This is a genomic window from Tatumella citrea (genome assembly GCF_002163585.1).
Taxonomy (GTDB): Bacteria; Pseudomonadota; Gammaproteobacteria; order Enterobacterales; family Enterobacteriaceae; genus Tatumella; species Tatumella citrea.
The window spans coordinates 1,850,110-1,871,133 of the sequence record NZ_CP015579.1 but is presented as its reverse complement, the minus strand read 5'-3'; the positions used below and the strand labels follow the sequence as shown (position 1 = coordinate 1,871,133).

The following is a 21,024-nucleotide window of genomic DNA, read 5'->3' as shown; positions in this document are numbered from 1 at the left end:
TGAACAGTTTTTTCTGCGTAAATAATGGCAAATAGCTGACATCTTCTGTTCGGTTTATTGACAAAACAGTGTTATCTTTTGGGTGTTTAACGTTTTTTCCGCGAATACTGAACCGTCTGCAGACACAACAGGCGGCACAGACAATAATGACCGGCAAATGTTACCTCTGCCTTCGCCGGTGTCTGCGGCCCGAACAATGCCGGCGGTTACTGATAAGAGATAAAAGGACAACTCACAGATGAAAAAAGCCAATGTTGCCCTGGGTGTAGTTATTGCACTGGGTGTAGTCTGGACCGGCGCGTCATGGTTCACCGGTAAACAAGTGGAATCGAATATTGATCAACTGATTGATCAGGCGAACCAGCTCATTGCCAAAAATTACCCTGGTAGCCACCTGCAGCTAAGTAAACAAAATTACCAGCGCCATATCTTCAGTTCAGAGTTACAACTGGTGTTGCAGGGATCTTCTGATGCCACCGCGGACAGTCTGTTACCTCCGGGTAAATCAGTTATTCTGAATGAAACTATCGATCACGGTCCGTTCCCGCTGTCACAACTGAAGCAGTTTAACCTGCTGCCCGCAGCGGCCTCGGTACATTCCGAACTGGTGAATAACGATACCCTGAAAGGCCTGTTTGATCTTTCCGATGGTCAGTCACCGGTCACCGCCGACACCCGTCTGGGTTACGGTAAATCTACCGCTACCCGTCTGAACATCCGGCCTCTGCATTACTCGGATGATACCGGAAAAGTTGCTGCAGAGCCGTCAGTCATCGATATTGACGCTGATGGTGATCAGAACCACATTACGTTCAATGCGGTGATTGGTAATCTATTGCTGAATTTCACCAATGATCAAAAGCTTCCTGTCGAGATGGCACTTAACGGGCTGAATTTCTCTGGCAATACCCACCTGACCAGCGAAGGATTACGACTGGGTAGCCAGAAACTGACCCTGACATCACTGGATACCAAAGTTAATGCCCAGCCTGCAGTGTCCCTGAAAGGGGCAACTATCGACAGCAACTTTGATGACAAGCAAGGTAAAACTGATGGTAAACTGACCTATAACGTTGATGATTTACAGCTGAAACAGCAATCCATTGGCAGCGCTGCGCTGTCTGTCACGCTGAGCAATTTTGACACCCGGTCAGTGAAACAGTTTTATGACAATTACAACCAGGTGGTAAAACAGAATATTGCAGAAGTGGCGTCAGGTGGCCAGCAGAGCCCGCAACAAATGCAGCAGTCCGTCAATGCCGCTGTGTTGCAGAATCTGCCGCTGCTTCTGAAAGGTGCGCCTGTGGTCTCGGTCGATTCTCTGACACTGAAAAACAGCAAAGGCGAAAGCAGTTTTTCTCTGAAAGCTGATTTTAATGACCCGTCAACGGTGACTGCAGCTCCACAGTCTGATGGTCAGGTAGCTGACAGCTATATGAAAGATCTGAATGCTACCCTGTCAATCAATATGCCGATGGCTCAACAACTGGTATCAGTGATTGGTCAGACTCAGGGTTACAGTGCCGATGATGCGCAAAAATCTGCTGAGCAGCAGATTAAAGGCCTGGCGGCGATGGGGCAGATGTTCCGGCTGACGACGGTTAAAGACCAGAATATTGTCAGTGAAGTGCATTACGCTCAGGGTGAAGTGTCAGTCAACGGGGATAAAATCCCGCTCGACCAGTTCATCCAGCAATATATCCCGCTGCTGCAGGGTGGAGAGGCTCAGTAATATCTGGCCTCAGCACTCCGGGGGCGCTGCTTTGCAGCGCCCTTTTCTTTGGCAGCGGCAAAAAAAAACGAACCTGTTAAGGTTCGCTTATTCCGGCAACTGTGTCCTCCGGATTCCGACAATACACTGTAAAGGTTTATTGTTAATCTTCAGTATTGCGGCTTGTGACGATAACCGGACAACAGGCACAGAGACCCGGTGAATGCTGCACTCAGCAACAGGCTGAACAGAATTACAGAACGTCGGTTAAGCGGTCAACAACAATCCGGCCCTGCAGGTCACGCTGAGTAACCCGATAGTTCGCTGAGTAAGAACGACGGCAGTTGAGCTTATCGGAAAGATTTACCGTACCTTTATGCTGACCATCTTTCCCGACAATGATCCATTGATTCACTTCTTCCTGACCACGATTTTTATGCTGTACACGGTGAGCATGCTTAAGCTCATCACCTTCTTCAATTTTCAGATAATCTGTTAACATTTTGCTGACTCCCGATTGACTTCGCTCATCATATTGCGAAACATTTATCCATTCAATCGAATCTGTTAATCGAAATGACCTTACTAACATGATGGAATTAAAAAATAAAAAACCAGTCTATTCATTCACCTGGCCATTTATACTGCCCCACCAGAGGGTAAAATACTGGTGTTTTACCCCCGGATATTTTTATACTATTACGCACTTTTTTTAGAATTAATGAGTGCACGATGATAGATACCACTTTCCCCCTCACAGACCTCCACCGGCACCTCGACGGTAATATCCGTGCGCAGACCATTCTTGACCTGGGCAGAGAATTTAACATTGCCCTGCCGGCCAGTGATCTTTCTGCTCTGCTGCCTCACGTTCAGGTAATGAGTACTGAACCAGATCTGGTCAGTTTTCTGCAGAAACTGGACTGGGGCGTCAAGGTACTGGGATCGCTGGATGCCTGTCGCCGGGTCGCTCTGGAAAATGTGGCCGATCTTGCGGCAGCCGGCATTCATTATGCTGAGTTACGTTTTTCACCGGGATATATGGCAATGACCCACCAGCTACCCGTCGCCGGAGTAGTTGAAGCTGTGGTTGAAGGTGTCCGCCAGGGATGCGAGAAATACGATGTGCAAGTGAATCTGATAGGTATTATGAGCCGGACTTTTGGCGAAGCTGCCTGCCAGCAGGAACTGGATGCATTACTGGCCCATCGCGATCATATTACTGCTGTGGATCTGGCGGGCGACGAGCTCGGTTTTCCCGGCAGCCAGTTTCTGAACCATTTTAATAAAGCCCGTGATGCCGGTTTTCGTGTAACCGTCCATGCCGGTGAAGCTGCTGGTCCGGAAAGTATCTGGCAGGCGATTCGTGAACTGGGTGCTGAGCGCATTGGCCACGGCGTTAAAGCTATCGAAGACCCGGCTCTGATGGATTATATGGCTGAGTATGGCATTGGTATCGAATCCTGCCTTACCTCGAATATTCAGACCAGCACAGTGCCGTCACTGCAGGTCCATCCACTGAAGCGTTTCCTGCAACATGGCGTTATGGCTTGCCTGAACACTGATGATCCTGCGGTACAGGGCATTGAATTGCCACATGAATATCTGGTCGCCGCACCGGCAGCCGGCCTGACAGCAGATGAAATTCGTCAGGCCCAGGAAAACGGTTTGTATATGGCATTTCTGAGTCAGGCCGAAAAACAAGCCTTACGACAGAAAGTCAGCGGTTAAACGACGATTACCGGCCAAAGTCTCTGTAAAATGCACAGGCTGTCTGGCCGGTTTTCAACTATCCCGATTCATTTCTGCGCATTAAATTTAATTCTGAGTGCGAAACCCCGCGACAATAAAACCGGCATGGTTGTTATACAGGGTCTAATCCCTGATAATACTACCTTTCAACCCCCATGGCATGACAATGACTGACTATCTATTACTCTTTGTTGGCACCGTATTGGTAAATAACTTTGTGCTGGTAAAGTTTCTAGGCCTCTGCCCTTTCATGGGTGTTTCCAAAAAGCTGGAAACCGCTATCGGAATGGGTCTGGCGACAACATTTGTAATCACTCTGGCTTCGATCTGTGCGTGGCTGGTGAATCACCTTATTCTGGTTCCGCTGGATCTGGTCTACCTCAGAACCATGGCGTATATCCTGGTGATTGCCGTTACCGTTCAGTTTACCGAGATGGTGGTGCGCAAAACCAGTCCGTCTCTATACCGGTTGCTCGGTATCTTCCTGCCACTGATTACTACTAACTGTGCAGTGCTGGGTGTGCCATTACTCAGTGTTAACCTGAAACATACCTTTCTGCAGGCTGCTCTGTATGGTTTCAGTGCATCGCTCGGTTTTTCTCTGGTAATGGTGCTGTTTGCCGGAATCCGCGAACGTCTGGTGCTGGCGAATGTCCCGGCTCCATTTAAAGGTTCATCTATCGCACTGGTGACCGCTGGCCTGATGGCTCTGGCATTTATGGGCTTTACGGGGCTGGTGAAATTCTGATGACCGCTATCTGGATTGCTATTGTTTCACTAAGTATTCTCGGGTTAGTGTTTGGCGCCCTGCTGGGCTATGCTTCACGCCGTTTTAAAGTTGAAGAAGATCCGATTGTTGAACAGATAGATGAGTTACTGCCTCAAAGCCAGTGCGGGCAATGTGGTTACCCCGGTTGCCGTCCTTATGCGGATGCAGTGGGTAATCATGGCGAAATGATTAATAAATGTGCCCCTGGTGGTGAGCAGACCATGCTGAAACTGGCTGCACTGCTGAACGTTGAACCGCAACCTATCGACGGCGATGAAGAAGCTAAAACTCCTGAGCGCAAGGTTGCCTGGATCGACGAAGCTAACTGTATTGGCTGTACCAAGTGTATTCAGGCATGTCCGGTGGATGCGATTGTCGGTTCAACGCGGGCAATGCACACTGTGCTGACGGATTTGTGCACGGGTTGTGATTTATGTGTCGCCCCTTGCCCGACGGACTGTATAGAAATGCGCCCCGTGGCAACCACCACTGCTAACTGGAAATGGGATTTAAACACCATTCCTGTCCGTGTTATTCCGGTAGAACATCATGCTTAATCTGTTTTCTCGTTTTCGCAGCGAAAAGATTTGGGACTTCAAAGGGGGAATTCACCCGCCGGAAATGAAGACTCAGTCTAACGGCACACCGCTGGCAGAACTGCCGTTACCGGCACAGTTTATTATTCCGTTAAAGCAACACTTAGGTCAGGAAGGTGAAATCCTTGTCCAGCCAGGCGATAAAGTGCTGCGTGGCCAGCCACTGACCTTTGGCCGGGGCCGGATGTTACCGGTGCATGCGCCAACATCCGGTACAGTGACTGCAATTACCCCACATATTACCGCCCATCCTTCCGGGTTATCTGAAGCCTGTGTGTTTATTCGTCCTGATGGTGAAGACCGCTGGACAGAGCGCCAGCCAATAGCTGACTATCAGCAGCACGATCGTCGTGACATTATCCGTATTATCCATGAAGCAGGTGTTGCCGGACTCGGCGGCGCCGGATTCCCGACAGCCACCAAACTCAATGGCGGCCTGCAGGGAGTTAAAACCCTGATTATTAATGCGGCTGAATGCGAACCCTATATCACCGCCGATGACCGGCTGATGCAGGATTATGCTGATGAAATTCTCACCGGATGCCGGATACTGAGCTGGTTGCTACATGCCGACCAGGTGCTGATTGGTATTGAGGATAATAAGCCGGAAGCGATCCGCAGTCTGAAACAGGCTCTGGGAAAAAACACGGATCTGATAATCCGGGTGATTCCTACCAAATACCCTTCCGGGGGCGCCAAACAGCTGACCAAAATTCTTACCGGACTCGAAGTTCCTCACGGTGGACGCTCAGCAGATATCGGCGTTCTGATGCAAAACGTAGGTACAGCTTTTGCCGTAAAACGCGCGGTCATTAACGGTGAACCACTGACAGAGCGTGTTGTGACACTGACCGGTGAAGCCATGGCCCGGCCGCGTAATGTTTGGGGACGTATTGGTACTCCTGTCAGTCATCTGCTGCAGCAGGGTGGATTTTTAGCCAGTGATCAGCAACTGGTGATTATGGGCGGGCCTCTGATGGGCTTTACCCTGCCATCGCTTGATGTTCCGATGGTGAAAATCACCAACTGCCTGCTGGCACCTTCGGCCTCCGAAATGGGCAATAACGAATCAGAACAGTCCTGTATTCGTTGCAGCGCCTGTGCTGATGCTTGTCCGGCTGGATTGTTGCCACAGCAATTGTTCTGGTACTGCCAGGGCGCAGACCATGACAAAGCCCGTGCTTATAATCTGAATGACTGTATCGAATGCGGTGCGTGCGCGTATGTCTGCCCAAGCAATATTCCGCTGGTGCAGTATTATCGCCAGGAAAAGGCTGAATTACATCAAATTGACCTGGAAGCACAACGCACTGCCGAAGCGAAAGCCCGCTTTGAAGCTCGTCAGCAGCGACTGGAACGTGATAAACAGGCCCGTGAAGCTAAACATGCAGAAGCAAAACGCCGGGTCTCTTCCAGCGAGTCGAATGAAATTAATGCAGCAATCGCCAGAGTAAAAGCTAAATCAGCTGCTGCCGGTGAAGAAGTTGAAGTCAAAGCCGGTGCAGTACCTGACAACACTGCTGTTATTGCTCAACGGGAGGCCAGGAAAGCCCAGGCCAGAGCCCGCCAGGCTGAAAAGGCCGCTCAGGCAGAAGCAGTACCTGATAGTGTTGACGATCCTCGTAAGGCTGCTGTTGCCGCGGCGATAGCCCGTGCTAAAGCTAAGAAAGCAGATCATGCTGAACCGGTGGCTGAACCCGCGACGGTTGCTACTGATAGCGAAAATGATCCCCGTAAAGCGGCTGTCGCCGCGGCGATTGCCCGGGCGAAAGCCAAAAAAGCCGCTCAGGCTGAACCAGCGAGTGAGCCAGAACCGGTTGTCGCTGATACCGAAGTTGACCCGCGTAAAGCGGCTGTCGCTGCGGCGATTGCCCGGGCTAAAGCCAAAAAAGCCGCTCAGGCTGAGCCGGTGAATGAGCCAGAACCGGTTGTCGCTGAAACCGAAGTTGATCCCCGTAAAGCGGCTGTCGCTGCGGCGATTGCCCGTGCTAAAGCCGAAAAAGCCGCTCAGGCTGAACCGGTTGCCGCTGATACCGAAGTTGACCCGCGTAAAGCGGCTGTCGCTGCCGCGATTGCCCGGGCGAAAGCCAAAAAAGCCGCTCAGGCTGAACCGGTGAATGAACCTGAACCGGTTGTCGCTGATACCGAAGTTGATCCGCGTAAAGCGGCTGTCGCTGCGGCGATTGCCCGTGCTAAAGCCAAAAAAGCGGCCCAGGCTGAACAGCCTGACGAACCGGCTGTAGCGGAAGATGCTCCTGTCATCCGTGAACCAGAAGTTGACCCGCGTAAAGCCGCTATCGCCGCTGCCATTGCCCGTGCGAAAGCCAAAAAAGCAGGCCAGCAAGGCAATGCATTAGCGACCCCGGCAACACATTCAGAATCACAACACCCCGCGACGCCTGTGTTGCAGAATACGACATCTGAGGAATAAATGGCTTTTCGTATTGCAAGTTCTCCTTATACCCATAACCGGCGCAGTACCAACCGGATTATGACCCTTGTGCTGCTGGCGGCAATTCCGGGTCTGGCAGCACAATGGTATTTCTTCGGTTACGGAAACCTGATTCAGGTGGCCATTGCCGCGCTGACTGCATGGGTGGCTGAAGGATTAGTATTGCGTCTGCGTCGCCAACCGGTACTACCGGTGTTAGCAGATAACTCAGCCTTACTGACAGCGCTGTTACTTGGCGTCAGCCTGCCACCTCTTGCCCCCTGGTGGTTGATCGTACTGGGCACAGCATTTGCCATTATTATTGCCAAACAACTGTATGGCGGACTGGGTCAGAATCCGTTTAACCCTGCAATGGTGGGTTATGTCGTGTTGCTGATTTCATTCCCTGTACAGATGACCAGCTGGCTGCCACCGGAAACTCTGCAAACCGTTAAACCTGGTCTGCTCGACAGCCTGAGCATGATCTTTACGGCTCACACCAGTGGTGGCTTGTCGATGCAGGCACTGCAAATCGGTGTAGATGGTATCAGCCAGGCAACCCCGCTGGATGGCTTTAAAACCGGTCTGCGTGCCGGTCACACCGCCGCCCAGTTACTGGAACAGCCAATTTTCCACGGCATTATCGCCGGGCAAGGTTGGCAATGGGTGAATGTCGGCTTCCTGGCGGGTGGCTTGTTTATGTTAGCTACCGGCACAATTCGCTGGCAGATACCAGTCAGTTATCTGGTTGCTCTGGCCTTCTGTGCCTGTCTTGGATGGTGGCTATCCCCGGGCAGCCTGGCGTCGCCGATGATGCACCTGTTTTCCGGCGGCACAATGCTTGGCGCGTTTTTCATTGCTACTGACCCTATTTCTGCCTCTACCACCGATAAAGGGCGGCTGGTTTATGGTGCACTGATAGGCCTGTTGACCTGGCTTATCCGCAGTTTTGGTGGTTATCCGGATGGTGTAGCATTTGCCGTATTACTGGCAAATATTTGTGTTCCGTTAATTGATTATTACACTCAGCCTCGGGTGTATGGCCATCGTAAGGATTAACCGATGCTCGATGCTATCCGAAAAAATGGTGTGACTCTGGCAGTGTTTGCTGCGGTCACTACCGGCATGACCGCAGTGATTAATATGGTGACCAAACCCACCGTTGAACATCAGATGGCGCTGGAACAAAAAGCACTGTTCGACCAGGTCATTCCTCCGTCGTTGTATAATAATAAGCTGCAACAGGAATGTTATGTGGTTCGGGACAAAGCCCTTGGGAATATGGACCCGCACCACCTCTACCTGGCCCGTAAAGACGGTAAACCGGTCGCTGTCGCACTGGAAACCACTGCACCTGATGGCTATTCCGGTGCAATCCAGATGCTGGTCGGCGCCGATTTTCACGGTAAAGTGCTTGGTGTCAGGGTTGTTGAACAACACGAAACACCGGGCCTGGGTGATAAAATTGAATTGCGCATCTCGGACTGGATCACTCATTTTTCCGGAGTGGTATTACATGGCCCTGATGACACACATTTTGCGGTTAAAAAAGATGGTGGTGATTTTGATCAGTTCACCGGTGCGACTATTACACCCCGGGCGGTCGTGAATGCCACAAAACGTACTACCCTGTATATTGAAACACTGCCATCGCAGCTGTCATCGCTGCCTGATTGTGGAGAAACTCAATGAGTGAAGCAAAAAAACTACTGATTGGCGGCTTGTGGAAAAACAACTCCGCACTGGTACAGTTACTGGGATTATGCCCGTTACTGGCCGTCACATCGACAGCGACCAATGCTCTGGGGCTGGGTCTGGCGACCACACTGGTACTCACTATTACTAACAGTGCCATTTCGCTGTCCCGCCGCTGGATGCCTACGGAAATTCGTATCCCGATTTATGTCATGATCATTGCCTCAGTGGTCAGTTGTGTTCAGATGCTGATCAGTGCCTATGCTCACAGCCTGTACCAGTCACTCGGAATCTTTATCCCGTTGATTGTGACGAACTGTATTGTGGTGGGTCGTGCAGAAGCCGTTGCTTCCAAATCTAATGTGGCACTTTCTGCGCTGGACGGATTTTCTATCGGAATGGGTGCGACCTGTGCCATGGTAACACTGGGATCTATCCGTGAGATTATTGGTAACGGCACCATCTTTAACGGAGCCGATCAGCTGCTTGGTCCCTGGGCTAAAGTGTTACGGGTTCAGGTGTTCCACTTTGATTCTCCGATGTTACTGGCAATGTTGCCGCCAGGCGCCTTTATCGGCCTCGGTATGCTGCTGGCATTAAAGTATCTTATTGATCAGCGCACCCGGCAGCATGCGGAACGTAAAGCCGCTATCGCAGCCAGTGCTGCCAAAACTGTCCCTCAGAGCGCCTCAGTTGCGTCTGCCCCGCTGCCGGCCGGGAAAGTGTCGTGAATAAAGAGAAACGTTATCAGATTCTTAGCCGGTTGCGGGACAACAATCCGCATCCGACGACTGAATTAAATTTTTCTTCCCCGTTTGAACTGTTAATAGCGGTGCTGTTGTCTGCTCAGGCAACAGATGTGAGTGTAAATAAAGCCACTATAGGGTTATTCGCAAAAGCGCCTACACCGGAAAAAATGCTGGAACTCGGTGAAGACGGTGTCCGTGAATGTATAAAAACTATCGGTCTGTTTAACAGCAAAGCCGCAAATGTAATTAAGACCTGCCAGATCCTTGTCACTCAACACCAAAGCCAGGTTCCGGAAAACCGGGAAGCGTTAGAAGCGTTGCCAGGTGTTGGCCGGAAAACGGCGAATGTTGTCCTGAACACAGCCTTTGGCTGGCCGACTATCGCGGTAGATACTCATATTTTTCGGGTATCAAACAGAACAGGCTTCGCACCGGGTAAAAATGTCGACCTGGTTGAGCATAAATTACTGAAAGTTGTCCCTGCTGAGTTCAAAGTAGACTGCCACCACTGGCTAATTTTACATGGACGCTACACTTGCATTGCCCGTAAACCTCGTTGTGGTTCCTGTCTTATTGAAGATTTATGCGAATATCGCGAAAAAACTGACTAAATCTGCCAGAAAATTCTCTTTATTTCCCTCTTTTTATGCAGATGTACTTATCAGTGCATCTGACTTATTTTTTACATTAAATCATAAAGTTGCACCGCCACTTAATTTTAATCGTAAACTATCCCTGCTTTGTACGCTGATTTAATCAGCGAACAACGGTCTTTCCCCATGATGAAAAAAACCTCAAAAATATCCTGCCAACTAACCTTACAATAACTTTTAAATCCAAATAAAATCCAATCATGTAGTACATAGGACTATTTATAACTAATTTAATAGCAATTTATCCTAAACCACCCATCATTGCATTAACTGTCAACATTCATTATCCTTTGAGACAGGCAGTGAGAATTTTTCGATATATAATTATACGCATCACATCATTAACAAACTTAAAATCTATATAACGCACTTCGTCACATATTTTATGATGTCGTCGTTATATTGTTTTTGTTGTCTGCTTTTGTCGTCCCGCAGCCTGAAAAAATGACGATCATGCGCAACCAGACGCATGGCACACACTTAATTCCTGCCGTAAAACAGGGTAAAAACACCGAGGTACAAGTGTCTACTGCAAATAATCCGGAAAACCAGCCCAGCCTGAATGCTTTCAGGCAACCCAAAGCCTTCTATCTAATCTTCACCATCGAACTGTGGGAGCGTTTCGGCTATTACGGTTTACAAGCCATTATGGCTGTTTACCTGGTCAAACAACTGGGCATGTCAGAAGCTGATTCCGTCACCCTGTTCTCCTCATTTAGCGCCCTGGTCTACGGCCTTATCTCCATTGGCGGATGGCTCGGAGACAAAGTCCTCGGGACTAAGCGGGTGATAACACTTGGCGTGATTGTACTGGCGCTGGGCTATGCCATGATTGCCTACTCAGGACATAATGTCAGCATGGTCTATATCGGCATGGCGACCATTGCTGTTGGTAGCGGTCTGTTTAAAGCTAACCCTTCATCGTTATTATCTACCTGCTATCAGAAGGATGATCCGCGTATTGATGGTGCTTTCACCATGTTCTACATGTCGATTAATGTCGGCTCACTGTTCTCGATGATGCTTACCCCCTGGCTGGCAAGCAAATATGGCTGGAGTGTTGCTTTTTCACTCTCGGTTGTCGGACTCGCCATTACTCTGATTAACTTCCTGAGTATGCAATCCGTGGTTAAACAACAGGGCTCTGCTGCTGACTTCCGTCCACTGCATTTTGGTAAACTGCTGACCACTCTGGTTGGTATTGTAGTGCTGGTCGCCATCGCTACCTGGTTACTGCACTACCAGCACATCGCGCGTATCGCGTTACTGGTGATTGCTATTGCGATTGTGCTGCTATTTGCTAAAGAAACCTTTGCTCTGCAAGGCAATGAACGGCGCAAAATGATTGTTGCCTTTATCCTGATGCTTGAAGCGGTGGTGTTCTTTGTTCTGTATATGCAGATGCCGACTTCGCTGAATTTCTTTGCTATCCGTAACGTCGGACACCAGATTTTCGGCATCACCTTTGAACCTGAACAGTTCCAGGCCCTGAACCCTTTCTGGATTATGGTTGCCAGTCCGTTGCTGGCGATACTGTACAACAAAATGGGTGACCGGCTACCAATGCCGTTTAAATTTACTATTGGTATGTTCTTGTGTTCTGCCGCGTTCCTGGTGCTGCCACTGGGTGCAATGTATGCCAGTCAGCAAGGCATTGTATCGGTCAACTGGTTGATTTTGAGTTATGCACTGCAAAGTGTCGGTGAGCTGATGATCTCCGGACTTGGACTGGCGATGGTCGCGCAACTGGTTCCCCAGAGACTGATGGGCTTTATTATGGGTTCATGGTTCCTGACAACCGCAGGTGCGGCAGTAATCGCAGGGAAAATCGCTGCACTGATGGCAGTACCTGATAATGTAAATGACCCGCTGATGTCGTTGCAGGTATATGGTCATGTGTTTAAACAGATTGGCATCAGCACGCTGGTGATTGCCGTCATTATGCTGCTTTCAGCACCGTTGCTGAACAGAATGATCCGTAACTAACTTATCCGGATATCAAAAATCCTCGCCAGGCAACTGACGGGGATTTTTTTTACCCTGGTTATCCGGTGACCTCATGGCTGAAGATAATCAGCCACAGTACGACTTAGCCACTCCATAAACACCCTGACCCTGCGTGGTACGTTGCGCCGGTTTGGATAGAGCAATGAAACTGGCATCGGCTTTGCTGGCAACAGCGGAAGTATTTCCTGCAATTGCCCGCTCTTCAACAGTGGCCGGACGCCACTGGCAGGAACCTGGATAATCCCTAACCCTGCCAGGCAGGCAGCGCGATAGGTTTCCGTACTGTTGACGGTGACTGCACCTCCCACCGGGTAATAGTGATTCTGTTTACCATCAAAATATTCAAATCCCGGGGAAGGCTGTCCCAGATGCTGGCTATAGTGCACCATCGCATGCTGCGAAAGCTCCTCTGACTGCACAGGTATACCAAAACGCGCCAGATAACCCGGACTGGCACAGTTAATCATCTGATGAACGCCAAGTGGCCGGACTATCATGCCGGAATCTTTGAGTTCTCCGGCTCTGATAACACAGTCGAATCCTTCACCGACAATATCAACCTGACGATCACTGCTGCTGAGTTCGATCTCCACTCCCGGATATTGCTGCAGGAATTCTGGCAACCTCGGCAGAATAAATCCGGTCGCCATCGCTACTGACATATCAACCCGCAGTTTGCCACTGAGGGTGGCAGGCTCCATCTGAAACAGGCTGTCCATATCATCCAGCATCGACAACAGTTCAATACAACGTTCATAACAAACCTGCCCGTCATGGGTCAGTTGCACCTGACGCGTCGTGCGATGCAACAACCGGGTTCCCATCTGATTTTCCAGCGTCTGGATTTGCCGTGATACACTGGCTTTAGGCAACCCGAGGCTTTCGGCTGCCCGGGTAAAACTTCCCATCTCAGCCACCCGGACAAATACCTGCATTGCCTGAATTTTATCCATCGCCCACCCTTATTGTTGTCGTAAATGAAACACTGATATCCGCAGCAGCCGGTTTATTGTTTTATTATTGATGAATATCATCTGTCACGTCATGTTAATTAATCAGCGGAGTTATTATGAGCCAGAAAATTGCATTAATTACCGGTGGAAATCGTGGTCTTGGCAGGAATGGGGCCTTAAAACTGGCTGCCCGCGGTACAGATATCATTTTTACCTACCGCAGTCACCCCGAAGAAGCTCAGGCGGTTGTGAAAGAAATTGAAGCGCTGGGTGCCCGTGCAGCCGCATTACAGCTGGATGTCGGTGACAGTTCACAGTTTGCAGCCTTTACGCAGCAAGTTTCGAAATTGCTGAAAGATCACTGGCAACGTGACAACTTTGACTATTTAGTGAACAACGCCGGCCATGGTCATTACAAACTGTTTAGTGAGACAACTGAGCAGGAGTTTGACGCACTGGTGAATGTGCATTTTAAAGGCCCCTACTTTCTTACGCAGAAATTGCTGCCACTGATTATCGATGGCGGGCGGATTCTGAATATTTCCAGCGGGCTGACCCGAATGACCCATCCCGGATCATCTACTTATGCGGCAATGAAAGGTGCGATGGAAGTTCTGACCCGATACCAGGCAAAAGAACTGGGAGAGCGTCGTATCCGGGTTAATATTCTGGCACCAGGTGCTATAGAGACTGATTTCGGTGGCGGACGGGTTCGTGATACCCGCGACATCAACGATACGATTGCATCGCTGACCGCATTAGGCCGTGTTGGCTTACCCGATGATATCGGCGATGCCATCAGTGCCATACTGAGTGATGAAACAGGCTGGATTACTGCACAACGTATTGAAGCTTCAGGCGGCCAGTCTCTGTAATCACAGGCTCAGGGAAATCAGCCCGTGTTAGCGTCAAAGCTTTTATAAAAAACGGGTTTATACCAGAAGGTATAAACCCGTGATTTCATCTGACAGAGCGTTGTTATTTCACGATCATCAGTTTGCCGCTGGATTATGCAATGCCGGTGAACCTGACAGCAGTTTCCGTGCAGCCGCCGCCTGTGATGCGGTGACAGCTGGCGCCTTATTTCCCCAACTGTTACGGACATAAGTACTGACATCTGCCATTTGCTGGTCAGTCAGTTTCCAGCCAAACTCTGGCATCGCCGCGCTGGTAGGATTGCTGGCGGTGGCTGCGCCCTGTGCCCCAATCATCAGTACATGCAACACGTTGGTCGGTTCAAATGCCTGTAGCCCGTTGTTACCCCTTAACGCCGGCACCATATCCCGGACACCAGCACCATCCGACTGATGGCAGGCAGAGCAGTTCGCCTGATAAATACTCTGTCCGCGGGCCATCACATCATCCATTCCACTCAGAGCAACTGATTTGTCTTCACTGCCTGGCAAGCTTTTCAGGTAAGTTGCCATTGCCGTTAAGTCCTGATCGTTCAAATGTTGCAGTGAATTATGAACCGCTTCAGCCATTGGACCTGCAGCAACCGTTTTATCGTTTGCTCCGGTTTTCAGGTAATGCACTAATTCATCATCACTCCAGCCACCGATTCCCTGACGCGTGTTGCCGGTAATTTCCGGAGCCAGCCACCCTTCCAGCTCACCACCTTGCAGATGAACCCCCATTTTATCCGCACCCAGCATATTCTTTGGTGTGTGACAGGAAGTACAATGCCCGAGCCCTTCAACTAAGTAAGCGCCACGGTTCCACTGGGCAGATTGTGCAGGGTCAGCTTTGAACGCTGCGGTATTCAGGAACAGCAGGTTCCAGCCCATCATCATCAGCCGGATATTATACGGAAATGGTAAATCTGTTTTTGGTCCGGTGTAATGTACTGCCGGTACGCTGTCCAGATAGGCTTTAATATCTTTCAGATCCTGATCGCTGACCTGAGCATAAACATTATAAGGCATTGCCGGATAGAGATTCTCACCGTTAGCACCTTTACCGTTACGAACAGCGTTCATAAACTGCTGATCAGTCCAGCCGCCAATTCCGGTCTCTTTATCCGGGGTGATATTGGTCGCATAGATGGTACCAAACGGCGTATTGAGTCCCAGTCCACCCGCATAAGGCTTACCGCCAGGCGCAGTGTGACAGGCAACACAATCCCCGGCCGTGGCCAGATATTTACCACGTGCAATCGCCGTGCTGCCGGTATCCCCGGCAGATGCAGGGGCTACAAAACTGTGATCCTGATGAGCGTTATGCCAGCATTTCCAGCCAGTGAATCCGAGTCCGGCCACTACAGCCACTCCGACAACTGAAGCAATATATTTTTTAATCGTCATGGTCAGATCCTCACCAGCGGGCCGGGAGATTTGAGGTACTGATTTTTGATGGCTTCAGCAGCCCATAAAGTTAACGCGCCTACGGTACCGGTTGGGTTGTAACCGCCATTATTCGCGAAAGCAGAGGCACCACAGACAAAAACGTTATGCACATCCCAGCTTTGGAGGTAACGGTTAACCGCACTGGTCTTAGGATCATCTCCCATGCAGGCGCCTCCGGTGGTATGCGAAGAAAGATTGTCCATTGGCGAGAAATTACGGGCCGTAGGTTCCTGACGTACTACGGTTTTTGCTCCCATCGCATGGCCAATTTCTACCGAGCGATCGGCCATAAAGTGGCCTGAGCGCTTATCATTTTCGATCCAGTCGAAGGTAACCCGGAGCAGCGGTTGTCCGTGGCGGTCTTTATATTCGGGGTCGAGATCGAGGAAAACATCACGATGTGGATAGCTGTTGCCCATCACATAGACGGAGTTGTAATTCTGGTAACTCTGCTGAGCAGCCTGCTTCCATTTAGAACCCCATTTTGGTGTTCCCGGAGGCACCGCACCGGATAATGCAATCGGGCGACCATTGCTGGAGTGAACCAGGGCCACACCGCCTCCGATAAAGTCCAGGTTTGAGTGATCGAAGTTATCGCTGTTGTAATCATCCACTGCCTGAGCCAGTGCACCAGCACCAATAAATGGATTCAGATTTTCATTTTCAAAGAATACACCTGCACCAGAGATAGTCTGATAAGCGTAATTACGGCCAACCACACCAGTGCCGGTTTTATAGTTATAAGGCTCGCCAATTCCTGACAGTAACATCAGACGGACATTATCAAACTGGTAGGCAGAAATGATCACGATATCGGCAGGTTGTTCCCACTCAACACCATCGCTTCCGATAAAAGTGACACCGGTGGCGGTCTTGCCGTCTGCCGCTTTATTCACCCGTAACACTTCCGACTCGGTGATCACTGAGAAATTACTGCGTTGCATCACTGCTGGCAAAATACAGGCGTTCGGACTACTTTTCGACCAGTTACCACAACCGAAAAATTCACAGAACCCACAATAAGTACAAGGGGCCATATTAATGCCCAGAGTATTGGTATAAGCCCCTGAAGTATTTCCGGCAGGTACCGCAAACGGGTGTAGCCCCATTTCGCGGGTCGCTTTGTCAAATATCATCGATAACTGAGTGCGTTTCAGTGGTGGCAACGGATAGTCCCTGCTGCGCGGTCCTTCAAATACATTTCCGCCGTCGATTTTTTCGCCTTTAATATTTCCGGCTTTTCCTGAAGTTCCTGCAAAGCGCTCAAATTTATCATAAAAAGGTTCAAGGTCATCATAGGTCACGCCCCAGTCCTGAACCTGCATCCCTTCCAGGAATTTGTTTTTACCGTAACGTTCAACAGTATTGGTGTATGTCTGGAAGTCATTAGGTAAAAAGCGCCATGTCATGGCGTTCCAGTGTGTACCGGCACCGCCGACATTCATACCAAACTGATAGGTATTAAACTCACGCAGTGGAAGAGCCTGCTGCAGAGGATTATTCCTGAAGGTCATAGTTTCTACAGCAGTGGGCTGCATTATTGCTCTGCGGCTGACGAAACGTAATTCGTCAGTATCAATTGAGGTTGGGAAATCGGTACTGGTGTCACGCCATGACCCCCTTTCAATGGCAACAACATTTAACCCGGCCTGGGTCAGTTCATTTGCCATTAACGATCCTGCCCATCCCAGGCCCACAATCACTGCGTCGGCCTTTGGCCTGATTTTGCTCATAATTATCTCCAATAAATAGTGCGTACTGCGGTCTGGTATTAAGATTGATCGTTGTTAGTTACCATGCTGACCGGCTTGATATTCAATTCTTCGCCTCGTTTATCAATCACATCACGGAAATCATATTGCGCGCCGGGAAAACCGAGCATTTTCCAGCCAGCCATATCTTTATTTCCGCCATATAATGGATCGGCAAAAAATCCTTCACGCATATTTATGACCAACTGATCAAAAAATAACTTACCGTCGACTCCGGTGAGTGGTAATACTCCCGATTCGATTTTACCCAGTAAATCATCCTGTTGTTCTTCACTGATTTCATTGAACTTTTTACCATTGTATTTGGCCTGGCTGATTTCATTTACTGACGCCAGACCCAACCGGTAACGTTCTGCAGGGACATCTTTATATTGCGGGCCCGCCTCCGGTAAACCATTCTGAATAAACGGTCCAAGACGATATATACTGACTGCTTTGCCGTAATCTCCCGCTAACTGGCGGTCGAGAAATAATGCGCAACCCGCTTCTTTTCCGCCAATACTCAGTTCATCCTGAGGGATTATCCGGTCAGCAATAGCTTCAATTATCGCCACTTCTTCTGGTGTAAAAAACTGCCATTCCCCCGCGACTACTGGTTGCGGTGGCTTAACAGCATGCACGACCCACGGCATACCGCCGGAAATAATCTTTGCTTTAACTTTCAGAGCAGTGCTGATAAGCAATACTCCGAGAGAAGCCAAAAAACGCCTGCGCTTCACTCTATATTTCTCCTGGATATCTGAAAAAGACGAATATATAAACAAACCAATACCCGCCCAAGAAGTGGGGCATTATACGAGTATGTTTAAATAAAGTAACCAGGCAGTGAATTTTAATAACAAATTAATTACTTCACCAAAATCAATATCTTACATATTAATGATACGTTATTTTATTGTTAATAACATTGAATTACATTTAGTCATTAATTAACAAGATCATTTTAGGGGTGCTGAATTTAAATTTAACTGATTTATAAACAACCAATAATCACCTATTTAATTTCGAATAATGAGAATAATAATCAATCGGGTTCGATGACAATATGTAAGTAAATACCTGGTGATTGTTATTAATATTTATTTTTTACGGCATTGCTATTCATAGAACGATGAATAATAGTTATTAATGGACGCTGGCAATTTGACTGATAAAATTATTAATGTGGATTGCAGGAAGTGAAGTGAAGTGAAAAGCAGTGGCAGTAGATTTTTCGTTGCCGGACAGAGCCTCACTGAGGCAACTGCCCGGCGATTAAGGTCGCTTAACTGAGTCGTTCAGCGACAAAGTGATGCTCAGGACGAGCAATCTGATCCTGAGCGGCCACCAGTTGTAGCTCGTATTCACCCATTTCATGAGTTTTAATCATCACTTCATAGACTGCCGCAGTCACATGCTCAAGAGCATCCTGAAGTGATTTTCCGTGCAGCAGGTCCACCAGCAGCAACCCGCTGGTTAAATCACCCACGCCCACCGGCTGACGGACACCAAAATCGACCAACGGACGACTGATATGCCAGGCTTCTGTGGCAGTCACCAGCAACATTTCGAACTGATCACTGCGCCTGCCTGCCCGGGAGAGATGCTTAACCAGAACAATGCGTGGCCCGCGGGCAATCAACTGACGACTGGCATCGACACATTCATCGATATTGCTCAACTGGCGTTCACTGAGCATTTCCAGTTCCAGCAAATTTGGGGCAATGATATCGCTGGCAGGCAGTGCCAGACGGCAATGGAATTCCGCGACGCCCGGAGCAACGATACAACCTTTTTCCGGATGTCCCATCACCGGATCACAAAAATACCAGGCCTTTGGATTGGCTTCCTTCACCTGACGGACGATTTCGAGTATTTTCTCACCCTGCTCCGCAGATCCCAGATAACCGCTCAGTACTGCATCACAGGTTTTCAGCCGATCAATTTCTGCAATACCTTTGACGATATCGGTCAGGTGAGATGCCGGCATAACAGTGCCGGTCCAGTGCCCGTACTGGGTATGGTTAGAAAACTGGACGGTATTAAGAGGCCAGACATTAGCCCCCATTCGCCGCATCGGAAATTCTGCGGCAGCGTTACCTGCATGTCCGTAAACGACATGGGATTGAATTGCGAGAATATTTTTCATTATTGAACGACGTCTTTGCTGTAATTTGACCTAAAAAAAAGGCCGGAGACCGGCCTTTTCATCTGTTGTTTATTGCCAGTTAATCAGGCAGTAATGTTTTTTACCCCGACGCAACACGGTGTAACGACCGAACAGCTTATCCGCATCACTGAAATGATATTCAGCATCGAACTGTTTTTCGCCATTTATCGCTACTGCATTTGAAGAGATTAAAGTACGAGCCTGACCACGGGAAGGTACCAGTTCTGCAGCAACCAGAGCTTGTTGCAGATCATCCCCTTGTGAAAGAGTGACTGCCGGCATACCATCCTGCGCCAACTGAGCGAAATCTTCTTCAGTCAGTGAACTCAGTGCACCTGAGAACAGGCTTTCTGTGATACGTCTTGCAGCAGCCAGACCTTCTTCACCATGCACCAGCTGTGTTACCTGTTCGGCCAACACATACTGAGCACGTGGAGCTTTACCACTCTGCTGGTCTTCTTCCTGTAGCGCATTGATCTCATCAATACTCATAAAGGTGAAAAACTTCAGGAAGCGATAAACATCTGCGTCCGCGGTGTTAATCCAGAACTGATAAAATTTATACGGGCTGGTTTTCTTCGCATCCAGCCACACTGCTCCACCTTCGGTTTTACCGAATTTGGTGCCATCCGACTTGGTGATTAACGGTACTGTCAGACCAAAGACCTGGTTCTGATGCAAACGGCGGGTCAAATCGATACCAGAGGTAATATTTCCCCACTGGTCAGAGCCACCAATTTGCAGACAAACATCATGTAATTTGTTCAGACAGGCAAAATCATAACCCTGTAACAGGTTATAGGAAAATTCGGTGAACGAAATTCCCTGGTCATCACGGTTCAGACGTTGTTTGACGGCTTCTTTGTTGATCATCTGATTAACCGAGAAGTGCTTACCTATATCCCGCAGGAAGGTGAGCACATTCATGCTGCCAAACCAGTCGTAGTTATTCGCCGCAACTGCGCTGTTAGCACCGCAGTCAAAGTTCAGGAACGGGGACACCTGATGACGAATTTTTTCCACCCACTCACCGACAGTTTCGGAAGTATTAAGCTTACGCTCACTGGCTTTAAAACTCGGGTCACCGATTAAGCCTGTGGCACCGCCGACCAGTGCAACTGGTTTATGGCCAGCATCCTGAAAACGTTTCAGGCAAAGTAACGGTACCAGATGGCCCAGATGGAGGCTGTCTGCGGTAGGATCAAAGCCGCAATACAGTGCAACGGGACCTTTGGCCAGTCGCTCTGATAACGCATCTTCATCCGTTACCTGGGCGATCAGGCCCCTTTCCTGCAATTGTTGTATCAGGTTACTGCTGGTCATTAACGACTCCAAATTGAACAGACTGCACCTTCGCTGGTACACAGCTTTTCGCCAACGGCGAAAAAATAAGGTGCATAGAATAAAACGCACGGGCCAACTGTTCCAGTAGAGAAACAGCT

General features: G+C 49.2%; 18 protein-coding genes. 11 read left to right on the top strand and 7 right to left on the bottom strand.

Annotated elements, in window-relative coordinates; all coding sequences use genetic code 11:
• Nucleotides 1–238: 238 nt before the first annotated feature.
• A complete protein-coding gene (locus tag A7K98_RS08925) occupies nucleotides 239–1,732 on the top strand; it encodes a YdgA family protein (protein ID WP_087488231.1) in 1,494 nt (497 codons plus the stop codon).
• A gap of 232 nt (nucleotides 1,733–1,964) precedes the next feature.
• Here A7K98_RS08925 and A7K98_RS08920 read toward each other — a convergent pair whose 3' ends face one another.
• Nucleotides 1,965–2,213, bottom strand: coding sequence for a hypothetical protein (locus tag A7K98_RS08920; RefSeq protein WP_087488230.1), 249 nt, complete (start codon nucleotides 2,211–2,213; stop codon nucleotides 1,965–1,967).
• A gap of 230 nt (nucleotides 2,214–2,443) precedes the next feature.
• On the opposite strand from A7K98_RS08920, the gene add reads away from it, so the two are divergent.
• The 9 genes from add (at nucleotide 2,444) to dtpA (ending at nucleotide 12,342) form a co-directional block, all read left to right on the top strand.
• The gene (gene add, locus A7K98_RS08915; RefSeq protein WP_087488229.1) at nucleotides 2,444–3,442 is read left to right on the top strand and encodes an adenosine deaminase; all 999 of its coding nucleotides are present in this window, start codon (nucleotides 2,444–2,446) and stop codon (nucleotides 3,440–3,442) included.
• 187 nt (nucleotides 3,443–3,629) lie between these two features.
• On the top strand, nucleotides 3,630–4,211 hold the full coding sequence (gene rsxA, locus A7K98_RS08910) for an electron transport complex subunit RsxA (RefSeq protein ID WP_087493479.1): 582 nt from the start codon (nucleotides 3,630–3,632) through the stop codon (nucleotides 4,209–4,211).
• Nucleotides 4,211–4,789, top strand: a complete 579-nt coding sequence (gene rsxB / locus A7K98_RS08905; RefSeq protein WP_087488227.1) for an electron transport complex subunit RsxB — start codon at nucleotides 4,211–4,213, stop codon at nucleotides 4,787–4,789. Before rsxA ends, rsxB begins: the two co-directional genes overlap by 1 nt.
• Complete coding sequence (gene rsxC, locus A7K98_RS08900) at nucleotides 4,782–7,259, top strand: electron transport complex subunit RsxC (RefSeq protein ID WP_087488226.1); 2,478 nt, start codon at nucleotides 4,782–4,784, stop codon at nucleotides 7,257–7,259. Before rsxB ends, rsxC begins: the two co-directional genes overlap by 8 nt.
• Nucleotides 7,260–8,318, top strand: a complete 1,059-nt coding sequence (gene rsxD, locus A7K98_RS08895; protein WP_087488225.1) for an electron transport complex subunit RsxD — start codon at nucleotides 7,260–7,262, stop codon at nucleotides 8,316–8,318.
• Between the two features lie 3 nt (nucleotides 8,319–8,321).
• Nucleotides 8,322–8,951, top strand: a complete 630-nt coding sequence (gene rsxG, locus A7K98_RS08890; RefSeq protein ID WP_087488224.1) for an electron transport complex subunit RsxG — start codon at nucleotides 8,322–8,324, stop codon at nucleotides 8,949–8,951.
• Nucleotides 8,948–9,685 carry an electron transport complex subunit E gene (locus A7K98_RS08885; RefSeq protein ID WP_087488223.1) on the top strand — a complete coding sequence of 246 codons (738 nt, stop codon included), beginning with the start codon at nucleotides 8,948–8,950 and terminating at the stop codon, nucleotides 9,683–9,685. The genes rsxG and A7K98_RS08885 overlap by 4 nt, the downstream gene beginning before the upstream one ends.
• Entirely contained in the window at nucleotides 9,682–10,314 is a 633-nt protein-coding gene (gene nth, locus A7K98_RS08880; RefSeq protein WP_087488222.1) for an endonuclease III, read from the top strand. The genes A7K98_RS08885 and nth overlap by 4 nt, the downstream gene beginning before the upstream one ends.
• A gap of 564 nt (nucleotides 10,315–10,878) precedes the next feature.
• Entirely contained in the window at nucleotides 10,879–12,342 is a 1,464-nt protein-coding gene (gene dtpA / locus A7K98_RS08875; protein WP_087490434.1) for a dipeptide/tripeptide permease DtpA, read from the top strand.
• A 71-nt stretch (nucleotides 12,343–12,413) separates the two neighbouring features.
• On the opposite strand, the gene A7K98_RS08870 is transcribed toward dtpA, so the two are convergent.
• Nucleotides 12,414–13,316 (bottom strand): LysR family transcriptional regulator, encoded by a 903-nt coding sequence (locus tag A7K98_RS08870; protein WP_087488221.1) that lies wholly within the window; start codon nucleotides 13,314–13,316, stop codon nucleotides 12,414–12,416.
• Nucleotides 13,317–13,432: 116 nt separating this feature from the next.
• Between A7K98_RS08870 and A7K98_RS08865 the strand changes: the two genes are divergently transcribed.
• Nucleotides 13,433–14,191, top strand: coding sequence for an SDR family NAD(P)-dependent oxidoreductase (locus A7K98_RS08865; protein ID WP_087488220.1), 759 nt, complete (start codon nucleotides 13,433–13,435; stop codon nucleotides 14,189–14,191).
• Nucleotides 14,192–14,308: 117 nt separating this feature from the next.
• Here the strand turns inward: A7K98_RS08865 and A7K98_RS08860 are convergent, their stop codons facing one another.
• The 5 genes from A7K98_RS08860 to tyrS form a co-directional block, all read right to left on the bottom strand.
• Complete coding sequence (locus tag A7K98_RS08860; protein WP_087488219.1) at nucleotides 14,309–15,619, bottom strand: c-type cytochrome; 1,311 nt, start codon at nucleotides 15,617–15,619, stop codon at nucleotides 14,309–14,311.
• Between the two features lie 2 nt (nucleotides 15,620–15,621).
• Entirely contained in the window at nucleotides 15,622–17,394 is a 1,773-nt protein-coding gene (locus A7K98_RS08855) for a GMC family oxidoreductase (RefSeq protein WP_087488218.1), read from the bottom strand.
• A 38-nt stretch (nucleotides 17,395–17,432) separates the two neighbouring features.
• Nucleotides 17,433–18,152: a gluconate 2-dehydrogenase subunit 3 family protein gene (locus A7K98_RS08850; RefSeq protein WP_087488217.1), complete on the bottom strand. Its 720-nt coding sequence runs from the start codon at nucleotides 18,150–18,152 to the stop codon at nucleotides 17,433–17,435.
• Nucleotides 18,153–18,697: 545 nt separating this feature from the next.
• Nucleotides 18,698–19,561 carry a pyridoxal kinase PdxY gene (gene pdxY, locus A7K98_RS08845; RefSeq protein ID WP_087488216.1) on the bottom strand — a complete coding sequence of 288 codons (864 nt, stop codon included), beginning with the start codon at nucleotides 19,559–19,561 and terminating at the stop codon, nucleotides 18,698–18,700.
• A 69-nt stretch (nucleotides 19,562–19,630) separates the two neighbouring features.
• Entirely contained in the window at nucleotides 19,631–20,905 is a 1,275-nt protein-coding gene (gene tyrS / locus A7K98_RS08840; RefSeq protein WP_087488215.1) for a tyrosine--tRNA ligase, read from the bottom strand.
• Between the last annotated feature and the right edge of the window lie 119 nt (nucleotides 20,906–21,024).

What these genes read in the sequence shown, in the direction of transcription:
- A7K98_RS08925 (WP_087488231.1), top strand. Translation starts at nt 239, where the DNA reads ATGAAAAAAGCCAATGTTGCCCTGGGTGTAGTTATTGCACTGGGTGTA.
- A7K98_RS08920 (WP_087488230.1), bottom strand. Translation starts at nt 2,213, where the DNA reads ATGTTAACAGATTATCTGAAAATTGAAGAAGGTGATGAGCTTAAGCAT.
- add (WP_087488229.1), top strand. Translation starts at nt 2,444, where the DNA reads ATGATAGATACCACTTTCCCCCTCACAGACCTCCACCGGCACCTCGAC.
- rsxA (WP_087493479.1), top strand. Translation starts at nt 3,630, where the DNA reads ATGACTGACTATCTATTACTCTTTGTTGGCACCGTATTGGTAAATAAC.
- rsxB (WP_087488227.1), top strand. Translation starts at nt 4,211, where the DNA reads ATGACCGCTATCTGGATTGCTATTGTTTCACTAAGTATTCTCGGGTTA.
- rsxC (WP_087488226.1), top strand. Translation starts at nt 4,782, where the DNA reads ATGCTTAATCTGTTTTCTCGTTTTCGCAGCGAAAAGATTTGGGACTTC.
- rsxD (WP_087488225.1), top strand. Translation starts at nt 7,260, where the DNA reads ATGGCTTTTCGTATTGCAAGTTCTCCTTATACCCATAACCGGCGCAGT.
- rsxG (WP_087488224.1), top strand. Translation starts at nt 8,322, where the DNA reads ATGCTCGATGCTATCCGAAAAAATGGTGTGACTCTGGCAGTGTTTGCT.
- A7K98_RS08885 (WP_087488223.1), top strand. Translation starts at nt 8,948, where the DNA reads ATGAGTGAAGCAAAAAAACTACTGATTGGCGGCTTGTGGAAAAACAAC.
- A7K98_RS08870 (WP_087488221.1), bottom strand. Translation starts at nt 13,316, where the DNA reads ATGGATAAAATTCAGGCAATGCAGGTATTTGTCCGGGTGGCTGAGATG.
- A7K98_RS08865 (WP_087488220.1), top strand. Translation starts at nt 13,433, where the DNA reads ATGAGCCAGAAAATTGCATTAATTACCGGTGGAAATCGTGGTCTTGGC.
- A7K98_RS08860 (WP_087488219.1), bottom strand. Translation starts at nt 15,619, where the DNA reads ATGACGATTAAAAAATATATTGCTTCAGTTGTCGGAGTGGCTGTAGTG.
- A7K98_RS08855 (WP_087488218.1), bottom strand. Translation starts at nt 17,394, where the DNA reads ATGAGCAAAATCAGGCCAAAGGCCGACGCAGTGATTGTGGGCCTGGGA.
- pdxY (WP_087488216.1), bottom strand. Translation starts at nt 19,561, where the DNA reads ATGAAAAATATTCTCGCAATTCAATCCCATGTCGTTTACGGACATGCA.
- tyrS (WP_087488215.1), bottom strand. Translation starts at nt 20,905, where the DNA reads ATGACCAGCAGTAACCTGATACAACAATTGCAGGAAAGGGGCCTGATC.